We start from the raw sequence: 14,726 nt of genomic DNA, 5'->3' as shown, positions 1-14,726 counted from the left end.
AAAGAGATAACAGTGCAGCCTTCTATAAGGTGTACTCATTGCTTGGAAATGGAATAAAATCTTCGATTACTCTTTTGTGTCGATAGATTTTAGACAATCCATACTATCCACTTATTTTTCGACTACGTCCAAGTTGAAGTTCAGGCCATTTCTGTATCCTATAGGATTTTCATCGTTATCCTTACACTTTTTTCTCCACAAAGAGAAATTTTATTTAATACGTTTCCGCACTGTTTCGCAATCTTCATTTAGAGTACTGACATCGTCAAGAATTTTATTATAAAACAGCTTAATCTCATAATCAACTAATATCGAAGATATTTGAGAGTTATTTATTGCAATATTGCAAAGGCGATAAGTTCGTTCCTGTGACCATTTTTTATACTGTAAACATTTTTTAATGATCGCATGAGTACGTGCAAAGCTATCACTTTCTTCCAAACTAGAAATTAAATTATCTTGCTCAATTTCATCTGGCATTCTGCCATCACGTGCAACCTCGTCTTGACAATCAAGATAGTAATTTTCGATTGCTTCAGAAACAGAAACTTTATCGATTATTGATTTAATCATGGTGTCTAGTTCTGATCCATTTGTATAATCAGCTGATGAAAATAGTTTAATTCGACCATCTTTGTATATTTTAAATACCTTTGTCCTATCACTTATGTCTGGATTATAAACGCCTATAGAATACCCACCATATTCATTTACAAGTTTCATACACGGAACATCGGTATCGCTGTCTCCGATGTATATCATATTTTTAAATGGTATTCTCATTTCAGAAGGTTGAAAATGGTCATTAACCCTCTGATCATATACATCAAGAACACCTTTTTCTATTCTAAACAAGAACTGCGTCTTATTCGTATAATTAACAGATTGTGCAGGCCAAACTGCATTATGATGCTCACCATAATAGAACGAACAGGCATATATACGTTTAAATTTATCAGCTATTGCTGTTCCCTCTATCATCTCTTTTAATCCTGATGAGATAACATAATGTTCAACCACTACGCCCTTCTCTTCTCCATAAGCGTTTATTCTATCAAACCAATCTTCTACGCCAGGAAAAAGCTTTATTTTTGCTCCATATTCAGCAAGAGATTCTTTTGTTATCCATACATTTCCGGTACTCTCAACGCTCATTTCATACATGTATGCAAGGTTCTGATCCATGTCATTGTCTTTTGCTAGGGTATTCGATTTTTCCCAAAAGTCATTAACATCAAAACCAACAGACTGAATAAAGCCTTGCGCCTGCATATCATCAGGAGACAACGTTTTATCAAAATCATAACATATTGCAATTATAGGATTTTTACGTCCATTTTCTTTACTCATTGTCAGCTTCCTTTCTCGGTGATGTCTTTTTAGCAAATTAAATATGTGTTTTACGGAAAATATTTTACTTTTTTCAATATATCTTCCTTTCAAAACACCCTGACATCCATTTCACCCACTCAGCACGATTTTGACATCTATACTCAACACAGAAATCGTGACATCCAAGTCCGACACACAACCCTGTCACATTTTGAAATCCGGATAAGTTTCCGCAAAACGTTTTCAATCATTCTACAACCAATTGTCATCTGACGCTGAAAATCTGCAATGCCCTGAAATCAAGCATTTTTACGGCTATTGCTTTTCAAACCTTTGATATCAAACCGACCGTCTCCACATACCCCGTTTCTCGGGAACATGTCTATAATCTTAACTTTACTCACTCCATAATCACTGCCTTTAAATATCTTTAATCTCTTAACATCAAATTTTTTTACCATTCTTTCCGCTATAATGTCTTCTAAAGTTGTATTTTCATTTAATCAACATCAATTTTTATAAATTATTTATCAATCTATTATATTAATTCTACAATATTCAAGATGTTCCTTCTTATTTTTCATAAATATTACAAAATATTTTCTAAAAATCACAATAGTAAAATCCCCTTTTATTTTCTATATAAGAAGTAAAAGGAGGTGAAAAAAATAGCAATAAAGAAATATAAGTACGAATCAAAAATGAAACTTGAGTTTGACGAAGGAATGGATGGAGATAAACAAATAACCAAATCCAAGACTTATGGCAATATAAAGCCTAATACTGAGCACGAAAAATTTTATCAGGTTGCCGGTTCTATATCGGCATTTCAACCCCTGACAGTTCTTAAAGTGAAAAAAATTGAAAAATAGAATTAGAGGAAGAATATAATTCAAATATATAAAATCAAGAAAGGAGGAGTAAATTCAAATGACGGAATCAAAAAAGACAAATGAAGTGTCCCACATCTTCCATTTCTCTAAAAAATCAATTCTCCTGGTTTATAGCCGTCAGGCAACTTTTCTTCACTTAAAAATTTGAAATTGTCATCACGCAGTATTGGTAAAAATACTTCGTATGGAATTCTCGAAAACTCACAGGCATAATTACTGGCTCCAAACCACTTTCCCTCTTTGCTACCCAAATTTAAATCTCTAGCAAACTTTGTATGGTTCGAGCAATCATGAACTGCTAAATCCCAGTTTTCCTCATCGGCTATTTTCATGAATTTCAGAGTTAATTCCCTGCTCCAGATCGGAGATATATAACCTAATCTTGAAATATACATGTTTTCTCCATTATAGTTGTATATGTTATTCTCATTCAAATGTAATTCTGCACAATTTATAAAATCGAGTTTTGTGTCCAGGATTGCTTGCTTTTTCTTAAAAAAACTTTTAAAAAATTCAGGAGTCATTGGAGTTTCAATACCTACATTTTTAATATATTTTTTCGCTATCCCAATATTTTCAATGACCTTGTCCGAGCAATCAGAGGCGCCCAGGTTGAAACGTATCTCATCAAGACCGGCTTCGCCTAATGCTTTCAATGTCTCCTCCGTGGCTAAAGTTCCATTTGTATATAGATGCTGATAAATTTGAGCATCACTAAACTTTTTTATAACCGAATAATATTTTTCGATTTCCATGAACGGCTCTAAATAAACATAAGAAATGCCTGTGGATTTCTGCTGGACGGAAAGAAGTAAATCAATATCCTTCTCATAAAATTTTGTGCCTCCGATTTCCCACATGCCTTCGCCAATTGGGGGAATATCATCTGTCTCTCCGTAATCATAACAGAACTTACACTTCAAGTTGCATTTGTTCGTTTTCCTGATTGCACTCAAACCGGTTCCGAAGAGGCATGAACGGCACCCTTTGGGAAATTTGCTTTTATCTCCCACAAAATAAGTTCTATTCTCCAAAGTTTTCAAACCTCTGATTTCAGACATTAACATATCATTTCTATGATCAACCGCTGCCTCAATTTGTGCAAAGGTAGAGTAAACAATCTCCTGTTGTTTTGTCATAAGTTCCTCATCCTCCGGCAATGTTGAAAAAAATTCAAACCATATCAATGCATCTTTTTTCGAAATTTTCATAACATATCCTCCTGAAAAATCAATTTAAATCTTCTTGTCGTGCTTTTCACATATTCCTCTTCTGCAACTATACCCTGCCCTTGCTTGGAGTACAAAATGTTTCCCTGCCACTTGCACTTGCCATGGCAGAAAAGCATTCAGATTTAACCTGAATGCTTTTTCACCTTTTATATCAAATTACGATATTCTCTTCTCCCATCTACAATGGCATATATAATAACTAACTTATCTGTTTCATTTATTTTATAAAAAATAAGATGTCTTCCAACAATCAATACTCTATACCCTTGCTTTTTTAGAATCGAATACCTGGGAACACTTCCCGACTCCGGGAACTCCTGAAGACGATTGATTGCTGTTTCAATCTTATCTAAATATCCAAGTGCAATATTAATATCACCCGAATCACCTGCAATATAAAAAATGATTTCACGGAGCTGCTCCTCTGCTTTATCCGTTCGTAATATTTTATACCTCATCCAACTTTCCGCCTTCTTTGAAAGTTTGCTTCCTTTCTAGTAAAGACGTACGAAGATCATCAAAAGAACCCTGCATTAATGCTAATCTTCCATTTTTTACATCATCTTCCGCCTCCGCAAGTGTTCTGAGTAGTTCCAGCTCCGACTTCATCTGATAGTAATCCTGCAATCCAAGAACTGCTGTGTCACCTCGTCCATTTACAGTAATAATAACAGCATTCCTTGATTCTTTGCACTGCTTGGAAATTTCATTATAATGATTTCTTAAATCTGACGATGGCCTGATTACTGCTTCCATGCTATCACCTCATTTCGATATTTCTATAGTCATATAATATCATAATATGACTATTTTATCAAGTTATTCTTCTTGTGAGGATAGAGTCAAGTTACTGAAACACCGCCTTGCCTTATTGCTCATTTATTTGTTTCCCATTTTAAAACCATGTTATTTTAGGATATTCAACCTGCGATTCTCCGGTATAAAACATTATGAAGATTCCATATTCATATTTTAAATTATTATATCATAAGTTGTGTCTGTATAACACTTAAGTTTTTCTAAATCATAATCTTGACTAACCCTGCTTTTTGATTTTTTTACCTCAATGGCTAAAGTGTTATTTGAATCCTTACCTCGTTGTATGAACAATAATATCCGGTACTACTGAGATTTCACGATATTTATCATCAATAATGTTAGAAATATTTTGATTTTCTTCTTTTAGTTTAATAACCTTTTTAATTTCAGATTCAAAAATATGTATTTTTTTGGAATTATGCAAATCCTCAATATTCCTATTATATTCACAATCAACATCTAATTAATTACCAATAACATATTTCAAATGCTCCGCAAGCTTTCATAAACTCTGAAACTCTCATTATCGATATTTTTCAAGTAATTCATCACTTTCCCTTCATTTCCAAAAGCAAAACTTCCCCATACTTCTATCTTTAATATCCTCATGCCTTATTTCTATGAAGAATATTTGTCTTTCTAATCCTTGCCGCCATATCCCTAACTTCTTCAACTTTAAAGGAATAGCACAATATTCCGTATATTATTACTCCCGACCCTACTGCGGCTAATAGTGATATCAAATTATATAGTTTAGATACTCCTAACATTCCATATAATTCATGGTAAATCAAATATACAGCAGCACCCATTACAGCAGAAGCTAGTCCTGTTTTTACGAATGTAATAATATAGTTTTTAGTCCCTAATGAGCCTACTTTCTTCTTCACACCGTATAACAGCATAATAGAAGCGGCGATAGCACCTATACTGGTAGATAAAGCCAGCCCTATATGAGCCATGAATTTCACCAAAATTATATTAAGTACTATGTCTATACCTACACCTATACCCCCGATTAACATGGGAGTTTTTGTATCTTGTAAAGAATAATATACTCTGTTAAGTAAAAGCTGAAGTGCCATGCCTACCAAACCTATAGAATATGCCATTAGTGCCTGTGAAGTCATAACGGTTGCGGTACTGTCGAAAACTCCTCTTTCAAATGCAACTTCTACTATTGGTTTAGCCAATACTGCAAGTCCAACAGTAGCCGGTACAGTAATCATAAGTATGAAATTGACTCCATATCTCATAACCTTTTTTAAGCTGCTAATATTATTTTCACTGGATGCCCTAGATAATATAGGAAATATTACAGTGGTTATGGCAGATATAAAAACACCTAATATAAATCCGTTTAATTTATTGGCATAATTTAAAGCTGAAATACTCCCCGTTGATAAATCGGAAGCCAAAGTTCTGTCTATAATTGCACCTATATCATTTATAACTACACTGACTAGTACAGGTAAGCTGAGTACGATAACCTTTTTTATGTATTTATCTCTGATATTAAATTTAAATTCATATTTATACCCTGCAGCTTTAGCCTCAGGAATCTGTATAATATATTGGGATATTACAGCCAACACTGCTGCTGCCATCAACCCTTTTATTCCAAATTTATCAGAAAAAAATATCAGAAAAAAGATGTAAACAAAATTAAACGGAATCCCTATTGCCGATGAAGATAAAAACCTTTCCTCAGATTGAAGATAGCCCGTAAAAGTTCCAATAATTCCGCTGAATAAAATCATAGGCAACCCTATTCTTGTTAATCGTACGGCTAAATTAAACTGCTCTCCTTCAAAACCTTTTGCCAATAGTCTTATAATAACCGGTGCACCAACCCAGCTTATAAAAACTAAAATTAAAGAAATAAAAAACATGGAATTTAATATATTGTTTGTATGTTCTAACTTGCCTTTTTTGCCTTCCTTAGATTCTATCTCGGAAAGAATAGGAATAAAAGTTGTACTAACAGCATTGCTTAAAAATCCGGTAACTATTCCTGTAGCAGTAAGTGATACAAAGAACGTATCCGTTTCCATTCCGGAACCAAATTTTGCTGCAATAAGAATTTCTCTAAGAAATCCTAAAAACTTACTCACTAAAGTAAATACAACTATTATAAAGGCTGATTTGGCTGCTTGTCTTGATTTGCTCATATTTTACTCCTTTTTATCTCAGTCTAAATATTTTAAAATCTTCATACGAATTATATCATTTTATAGCTACATCATTCAATACATAAACCTACTTTTAAATTCTCTTTGTCTTACAATAAAACCTCAAGCATTGAATTACGGATTTCAATAGAAATTAATTTTTTTAAGATAGAACTCAGCCTCATTGCAATATCTATAAAAAATAGGAAGAACAACCATATTGAAGATGTATATCAAAAATTTTTTAAAGTATATAAGTAAAAACTTAACAGGGATGGTTGTCCCCATGTCTGGATGGCTCTCGTCACACCGGACCCCACAGCTCCGTTGCGTAAGAATATTTATCAAACAAAAACATAAAGGAAATACCCCGTATATTGAAAATATCCTACAGGACCGTGATAAACACCAAAACAGCCGCACTGAAAAAGCTGAAAAAACAACTTCAGAAATAATACAAAAAATCTTGGAAGATTTTATACAGCCATAAAATCTTCCAAGCTACATATAAACAAATAACTCATTATTGTATCAGCTTACAAATAAATAAAACTTAATATGGACGAGTGAAGCGTCCATTTTCAAACTCTGGAATCCTCTCATCCACGTCTCAATCTTCCTGATATTCACTCATAGCATCCGTATCAATGTCTTTGATTTCAAATGTTTTGCGAACAGAAACGCAAAAATTATATTCAATCATAAGATTTACCAGCCTTTCTCCATCAATTAAAATAATGTGGTGCATTTGTGCGTAGTCTTTTGCCTTTTGCGAAAATTTCGCTGTAGTGACAAATAAACCATCTCCATGTTTACCCGCAATTGCTCCCACAAAGTTCTGAATTTCCGGCTGTCCGACAACTCTATCCTGTGCCCATTTCTTTGCCTGCATATATATAAGTGAAAAACCGAGCTTGTCTTCCATAATCACTCCGTCGATTCCATTATCTCCCGAAACAGTAGTAGCATGACTGCCATAAGCTACTGTGCCGTAACCCATTTTTGAGAGAAGATCAACGACTAGTTTTTCAAAAGTATAAGGAGATATTTTCATAACCTCGCTTAATAAATCCGAAGCAAGACTTGAATTGATTTGCTTATAAGCTTCTTCCAACTGGTCATCCGGTGTAAGATCCGTAACTTTGTCAGTGCTTAATTTCTTAATAATGGTTTCATCCGATGAAGATGCAGACTCGAAATCTCTAAATGACGAAAACTTTTCTAAATACTTTGAATCAATCTTTTCAGGATTCTCTTGAAGAACTTTCTTGCCAGTTTCAGTAATCTCAATAGATGCTCTTACTGGACTATCAATTAATCCAGCCTTCTTCAAATATGTTTTAGCCCATCCAATTCGATTGCGAAAAACAGTTTGTCTGCCACTTGGTAACATTTCAAAAAGATCATCCGGACCCAATTTCAGCTGCCGTGCCAAAATATCACAAACATCTTTGATTTTATATATTTTCCCATCTTTCACTGTTTCCAGCAGTGGTTTCATTAACTCATCATATTTTGGTACAGCCATTTTCCATCCTCCTGTTTCATTGAAATATTTTATCACTTCCGAGAAAATATATCCTATTTACCTCAAACAATCTTATTTATTCCATATATCCTGTTTTAAATGTTATATACAAACTCAATAGAAATTTCTTTTGAATATAATTGGCTATTGCCATTTCATTTCCTTCAGATTTACAATTTAGAAATGTATAAAAATTCTCATTTATAATCTTCCAACATCAATTTTCATAAATTATCTAATATCTTATTATAAATTCTACACTGTTCCGGATATTCCTCCTTTATTTTCATAAATACTATAAATTCTTCTCTAAAAGTCGCAATAGTAAAATCTCCTTTTATCTTCTATATATAAGAAGTAGAAGAAGATGAAAAAATGAGTTTAAAATAATATAAGTATAAATCTAAGATGAAACCTGAGTTTGCAGGACTTCAGTCTCTTCCCCTGCTTAAAGTGAAAAAATCGAAGAAATCGAATTGGAGGAAGAATAGTAATTAAAATATATATAATACAAGGATCCGTCTGCTTATTCTCTTATCTCCTTTAGAATATTCTAATTCTGCCTCTAACATCTCTTGAAGAGCATCTTTAAACATATCTTTTAGATATGAATGAAGATCCCTCGCTGTTTTTAGATTTCCCTCTGCTATCATTTCCCTTAATATTTCTTTTGATAGTGTTGACATAAAAATGCTCCTTTCTGGCTTTCGTATTATTTTATTCTTGCCAGAAAAGAGCATTTATTTTCACAAAAGCACAGATTATTTTACATTACCAAGTAAATAGCCCATTAGTATATCAAACTTCAATAAATAAAAACTCCCCACATCTTACGTTTTATAGCAAACGAAACATCTAATTATCATATTCTAATAAATGCATCCAGTAGAACCGTTCGAGACCACTGAAAAAGTACCCCTAAAAAACTTTTTTATGGTAAAATTATCGTTTCCCTATAAATTTTCAATTTTAATATGAGATTATCTAAAATATAATAATTTAAAGAGGATAGTATCTTTGCTATCCTCTTTAAATTAACTGCTATTACTGTTAATTTTGCTTGTATTGACATGCTTCTTAATCCGTACCCTCGGGCTCGGCTTAACCCATGATGATTTTTCATTTCTCCATTTTCCCATTCTTGACATGCTCTCTCTTTATATTTCTCTTTAAATTCTTCTGTCTTTTGTTCTTGACTATACAAATAAAATTCTGGGGTATTTATTCCTACTGAGAGTATTTTCCTTACCTGTTTCCCTGCATTACATTCTTTCCTCTTTGAACAATTCCTGCACTTCTCTTTCTCAAAATAATATTTATATGATTGTTTACCGCTTTTTTCTATCTTGTGTTTTTTATCTATTGTCATATTCCCTTCACTACAGAACCATTCGTCTGAATCCTTGTTGTAACTAAATATCGTTTCATCTATTTTATATGCCATTTCACTTACTGGTATATATGCTTTTGCTTCTATTTCCTTTATTTTATCTAAAATTGGTTTCCTAAAATATGCTTTATCTCTATATACTTCTTTTATCTTTAATCCACTTCTCTTTGTCAATTCTATTAGTTCTTCAAATTTTGTTCCATCTACATACGCTCCATTATCTACTCTTACAGCTATTATTATCCTGTTTTTTGTCGTTATTACATATTCTGTTTTATATCCAAAGAATTTATCTGCTTTACTTTTATGCCCTACTCTTGCATCTTGGTCTACTATTGAACGTACTCCCCTTTATTCTATAAATTTTGGATCTTTTAAAATTTCCTTCGCATTTTCTACAACCTTATACGTCTTTGGATTTTCTTCTTTGTTTATTATATTTTCTACTTTATTTATTTCCTCTTGAAGATATGTCTTCATAACTTCCTTTGCCTCTTTATGGTCTGTTATTTCTTTATAATCAGGTATGCTTTGATCTATTTGCTCCGGAAGTTTGCCTGATTCTTGTTCGTAAGTTTTAAAAATTTTCTTTGCTAGACGTTTCATTACCCGTTCAGGTGTAGCTTTAAAGGTATTAGCTTCTGTATGAGTGGTATCTATACTTATTCCTGCATCTTTTATTATTCCTCTTTGTAAACATTGTCTTACTATTTCACTTATTATTTCATCTAAAGTTATATCTTTTAATTTATGTACTCTGAATTTTGCCAATAGACTGGAATCAGGTAAATTCTCATCAGGGTTAATTCCAAGGAAATACATATATGCTAAGTTTAATGAAGCTTCTTCAATAACTTTTTCATCTGATAAATTATATAGATGCTGTAAAATGAGAAGTTTTATGATAAGTTCAGGATCTTTAGCCGGTCTTCCGTAATACTTATTGTAGGATTTTTCAAGTAATTTTGTTACAAAACTTAAGTCTATGGAATTATTTATTAATTTTAGTATATGATTTTGAGGTATTTTATTATATAATATTGAGTAGATGCTTAACTGATTATTTTTGTCTTTAAGCATAACAAATCCTCCTTTTTGGTGTGGTTTCTTATCAATTCCATTATACCAAATTAAGGAGGATTTTGCTTTTCATATTTAATTGATTTTAACTATCTTACATATTATTACATCGTTTTTCAGTGGTCTCGGACCGTCCCCTTGGTTTTCTTTATACTTTGAAAACCTCAATGTTAGTATCATCTATATCCATTACTGATGAAAATTCTATTATTTTTTTCAAGCCATCTATACTATGCCAGCTAATGTGCCATTTCATCTTACTTCTATCTTCATTACGATTTATTATTTTTTTAAAATAATGATAATCTACTTCTGATAGTGAATGGCCAATTACCACTATATCTTTAATATTCCCAAGCGATTTAAAATACTCCTGATTCCTGGCTAAAACCTCTTCAGTTTTCTTAGCAGAGTCATCATAATAACCTTCAATTATGCCTACTGTGTTATCAATTGCATCATATCTCATTTGACTCTTCCAATTTCCCTTACTTTCATCTTCTAAAAAATAACCCAAGTAGACTGGATTATCATTTCTATAAAATCGTCCTTTTCTACCTCGTAGCATTGGTTGAAATTCCTTCCGCTTTTTATTGGATTGATACCATTCTTCAAATACCTCTTCAGTATTATGCCCATGTCCTAGTACAAGTTGTGCTTTTTTATCTCTTCTATCTCCATGGATATATAATATATTGTTCATAGATATACTATAGATTGTTTCTAAAAACTCTGTATAATTAAAGTTAATGTACCTCGAATCCATTCTCAACAAATCTTTCAGCGGTTTTAACTGACTATTAGGTTTTAAAGTGTTTACCCATCTCCTAAACTTTTTGGGAAGTTTTTGGGTTAAAATATATACAGGAGATGTCGATATATCTTAAGCAGCAAAAAAATCAGTAGCTGAAAAATCATCTTCTTTTTCATCAAGAACATCAAAATTATCTAACCAATCATCTATTGTAATAAGCATCATTTCACGATCTAAATATGCTAAACTACTTTCAAAATTTCCCCATATGTCATCTTTCCTAATATAAGTTTCTAATGTAAACCTTAATATATTATTTTCGCCTATGAAATTCCGAAAATTATAATAACTTGATGGAACACCATGCATTAAATCAAATCCGTTACCAATAATAAAAAGCGTAGAACTAGGATCTGTCAAATTTACTTGAGATTTCTTTATCTGTCCAAAAGGAAAGGTTATTAAAAATACCTCTAATTCTTTTTGTTTCTCCAATTTTTCTTCTGTTCTTCGTTTTTGTTCATACCTATCTTTCTTTTTAATACGGCATGCTTTACATCGTTTAGGCATATTAAGATCTTTACTCTTGTAAAAATTTCTTTCCCCTTCTGTAAAAAAATCTGCTCCACATTCAATACATTTTAATAAATAAATCTTTTTCTTAGACATGACTACCCCTCTATCCAATATTTATATATACTTGCAAATATTACTTTACTAAACCCATTCATCTTACCTGATTCCAATATATCTTTTCTTTTTGTTATGCTTATGTTGCTATGATTCAATAATTACATTACATATACCACTGATTCAAACTTCTTTTCTTTATTCAATTTATTAAAGAATCCAAATTCTTATTACATTTTAAAATATAATCATCTATTAGATATTCACCTGCAATACTAAGAACTTCTAGTAACCATTCATAGACTAAACCTTATTACCACCAATAATTTCTAGATTTCCTCAAAGCCTTCTCATCCTCACTCTTTTCATGTTCTCGCCTTCCAAACAGTTCATCTTCTCTTCCTATTATCGGATCAAACCAATCAGCCTTTCTTTTTGCCCAATCAATCCATTCAGCAGTTTTTTCATCACTTAAATCTGTTTTTAGTTCTAATGCATCTATATAATTTCTAATTTTACAAGCCATATCATAATCCTGTGCAATATTTGTCAATGCAATAGTCTTATCAACTTCTTCACTGTACCGCATCTCACGTTCCTCACGCAGTCTTTTCTCTTCATCTCTTTTTCTTTGAGTTTCTTCATCAGCCTCACGTTTTTTTCTAACAACTTCAGATTCTTCATATAGCTCTATCAGCATATCACCAAGCCGGGATTCTACTTTTGCCTTTTCAGAATCCCTAAAATATTTATTTTTAAGAATAGAAATTCTTAACTTTCCATTAAAAATATAATCATGTTTTCGAATATTAGGTTTACTGGCCCACTCGCTATGTCGTAGTGCATCCTCATAGACAACTAATTCTTGTGCTTCTTGTCTGGTTAGTTCATGCTTAACTTCATCTTGTACCTCAAATATTTTAAGAGTTACTCTTTCATTTCTAATTATAAGTGAAAGATCATCATTAACAGAGCCACCTAGCATCTCAATTTGGCGATATAGTGCATCAAGAATACGATAAACACGCGGAAGTGCCTCATTTGAAATAACACCTGCTAGGAATGGAGGAACATTTGTATAGTTTCTAAAGCTTCTTTGAGCACCTTTATCTTTTCTATCATTTTTATTCCACTCTCTTACTATAGGATGATATTTCCTAATCTTTTTGTGCAATTTTTCTTTTTCACCTGATAGCCGAATTTGTTTAGATGCAAGAAGAACCTCTTGACGCTCATATTCTGATAAAAAAGCAAGTGTTTGCTGCGAAACTTCACTAACCTCTTCAATAGTTTTATACCCAATTATTTCATTAACACCTTCCCTTATGGGAAGAAGCGGTTTTTCTATTTTTTCTCCTGCACGGAGCCTTGTCCAGTATCCTCTCGGCGGAACAGGTATATCAAGTGATTTGCAAATTTTATGTATCATAACATCAGACACTCCATATTTAACTGCAACTTGAATTACTGGTTTCGCCCACACCTCTTCATATAGTTTTTCTCTATTATATACATTCGACTTATCTGATAAAGTACGATAAGTAAGAGGAGTGTTTTCATTTTCATCAGAAAATTCACTTGCTGATTTTTCCTCATTACTGTCTGATTGAATTATATTTCCAGCTTTCTTGTCTTTTATATCTGTTTTATTATGCTTTTCGTTACTAGAAGCAATATATTCTGACTTAGCTAAACCATCAGAACATTTTAAAATATCGTTAATAGGAAGTATAACTTCACTTTCCGGATATCCTGGCAGCTGGATTTTTTCAACCGGTTTTCCAAAGCTTAATTTTGTCCAATATCCAGAAGGTGGAATAGGAATTTCTACCTCTTTGCACAGCCTAAGAAGTTCAGCATAGGGAATATTATATTTTCTCGCAGTACCAGCTACTGAAATTTTCCATATTTCATTATATAAAAATTCTCTGCTTACTTTAATGAATTGTCCGTCAGCCATAGTATCACTCCTTTCATTAATTTCTTAGCTCCGACATAGAACGTTATAAATTCAGATACCTTTGTCTTTAGAATCAAGCGAAAACGCATACTCAAATAATTCTAAATCTCTTGTTCCTCGTTTCCGCTTAATATAAAAGCAAGTCTTTTTTCATTTCTTCAAATTGAGATATAATCGTGTTAAGACTTTTTTCTATATTTTGAACTTGAACTCCCGATATTCTTCCATATTTATAGGCAATCAGTCTCTCCGCAATAATATGGTAACTCCAGCTATCAGAATACCTCTCTTCATTATGAACAGCAAATCCAATTGGAAGTAGATTATTTCTCATTCCTATACTAACTGCCATTGGTGATATTTCAAGATAGTCAGCAACTATCTTACAAGTTATCTTAGAAAATTTTCTTATTTCTTCATCTGTATATTTTCCCATATGTTTTACCTCCTATCTATTAAGTTTATAATTCAATTACATTATATAAAAACTACCCTCTTATATTTTAGTAAATTAATATTTAAACAATGTAATTACATTTTTTTATAAAAAGCCTTTCTTAAATAACTTTTTTATGACTAACTCTCTTTCTATTATGTTTGTTTTTAAATATTAAACACATTATAGTTACTTACTTGTTTTAAGTCGTTGTCCTTCTTTTTACCCTTCAACAACTTTATAATTTTCAATATCTAAATTACAAATTCTATTTTCATATACCAATATTACCTTTTCTTTTTTTATAACACTTTTTAATCGTTAGTAATTTAAACGATCTTAGTATAGATATTATCAAGTCTTCAACTACCAGACATTAATTTCTATAAATTATCCAACATTTTACTATATAAATTCTACAATATTTTGGATATTCCTTCTTATATTCCACAAATATTACATATATTTTTTTAAAATCGCAATAATAAAATCTTTTTTATT

At 31.9% G+C, this 14,726-nt stretch carries 10 protein-coding genes and 3 pseudogenes; 1 reads left to right on the top strand and 12 read right to left on the bottom strand.

Features of this window, described 5'->3' with window-relative positions; all coding sequences use genetic code 11:
• Positions 1 to 210: 210 nt before the first annotated feature.
• Positions 211 to 1,350 (bottom strand): HAD family hydrolase, encoded by a 1,140-nt coding sequence (locus PP176A_RS04300; RefSeq protein WP_071139229.1) that lies wholly within the window; start codon positions 1,348 to 1,350, stop codon positions 211 to 213.
• A 281-nt stretch (positions 1,351 to 1,631) separates the two neighbouring features.
• Complete coding sequence (locus PP176A_RS16175) at positions 1,632 to 1,793, bottom strand: hypothetical protein (RefSeq protein ID WP_159429032.1); 162 nt, start codon at positions 1,791 to 1,793, stop codon at positions 1,632 to 1,634.
• Positions 1,794 to 1,991: 198 nt separating this feature from the next.
• Between PP176A_RS16175 and PP176A_RS04295 the strand changes: the two genes are divergently transcribed.
• Entirely contained in the window at positions 1,992 to 2,204 is a 213-nt protein-coding gene (locus PP176A_RS04295) for a DUF1659 domain-containing protein (protein ID WP_083381781.1), read from the top strand.
• Positions 2,205 to 2,311: 107 nt separating this feature from the next.
• Here the strand turns inward: PP176A_RS04295 and PP176A_RS04290 are convergent, their stop codons facing one another.
• The 10 genes and pseudogenes from PP176A_RS04290 to PP176A_RS04240 all read right to left on the bottom strand — a co-directional run bounded on the left by PP176A_RS04290 (position 2,312) and on the right by PP176A_RS04240 (position 14,225).
• Positions 2,312 to 3,436, bottom strand: coding sequence for a radical SAM protein (locus PP176A_RS04290; RefSeq protein WP_071139228.1), 1,125 nt, complete (start codon positions 3,434 to 3,436; stop codon positions 2,312 to 2,314).
• Positions 3,437 to 3,603: 167 nt separating this feature from the next.
• Complete coding sequence (locus PP176A_RS04285) at positions 3,604 to 3,915, bottom strand: type II toxin-antitoxin system RelE/ParE family toxin (protein WP_071139227.1); 312 nt, start codon at positions 3,913 to 3,915, stop codon at positions 3,604 to 3,606.
• Complete coding sequence (locus tag PP176A_RS04280) at positions 3,905 to 4,213, bottom strand: type II toxin-antitoxin system Phd/YefM family antitoxin (protein WP_071139226.1); 309 nt, start codon at positions 4,211 to 4,213, stop codon at positions 3,905 to 3,907. The genes PP176A_RS04285 and PP176A_RS04280 overlap by 11 nt, the downstream gene beginning before the upstream one ends.
• A gap of 668 nt (positions 4,214 to 4,881) precedes the next feature.
• Positions 4,882 to 6,447, bottom strand: a complete 1,566-nt coding sequence (gene murJ, locus PP176A_RS04275; RefSeq protein WP_071139225.1) for a murein biosynthesis integral membrane protein MurJ — start codon at positions 6,445 to 6,447, stop codon at positions 4,882 to 4,884.
• 610 nt (positions 6,448 to 7,057) lie between these two features.
• Entirely contained in the window at positions 7,058 to 7,975 is a 918-nt protein-coding gene (locus PP176A_RS04265) for a restriction endonuclease (protein ID WP_071139223.1), read from the bottom strand.
• 530 nt (positions 7,976 to 8,505) lie between these two features.
• A pseudogene (locus PP176A_RS04260) lies at positions 8,506 to 8,661 on the bottom strand (IS256 family transposase); the annotation flags it as partial.
• Between the two features lie 245 nt (positions 8,662 to 8,906).
• Positions 8,907 to 10,445 (bottom strand): annotated as a pseudogene (locus tag PP176A_RS04255) (IS1182 family transposase).
• A 148-nt stretch (positions 10,446 to 10,593) separates the two neighbouring features.
• Positions 10,594 to 11,868 (bottom strand): annotated as a pseudogene (locus PP176A_RS16495) (AbiH family protein).
• Between the two features lie 274 nt (positions 11,869 to 12,142).
• On the bottom strand, positions 12,143 to 13,789 hold the full coding sequence (locus tag PP176A_RS04245) for a hypothetical protein (protein ID WP_071139221.1): 1,647 nt from the start codon (positions 13,787 to 13,789) through the stop codon (positions 12,143 to 12,145).
• A 127-nt stretch (positions 13,790 to 13,916) separates the two neighbouring features.
• The gene (locus PP176A_RS04240) at positions 13,917 to 14,225 is read right to left on the bottom strand and encodes a hypothetical protein (RefSeq protein WP_071139220.1); all 309 of its coding nucleotides are present in this window, start codon (positions 14,223 to 14,225) and stop codon (positions 13,917 to 13,919) included.
• Positions 14,226 to 14,726: the final 501 nt, after the last annotated feature.

The sequence above is a fragment of the Sporanaerobacter sp. PP17-6a genome, from assembly GCF_900095615.1.
Lineage (GTDB): Bacteria > Bacillota > Clostridia > Tissierellales > Acidilutibacteraceae > Acidilutibacter > Acidilutibacter cellobiosedens.
Note: the sequence above shows the minus strand (reverse complement) of the source record. Positions and strands in the feature narration are given on the sequence as shown.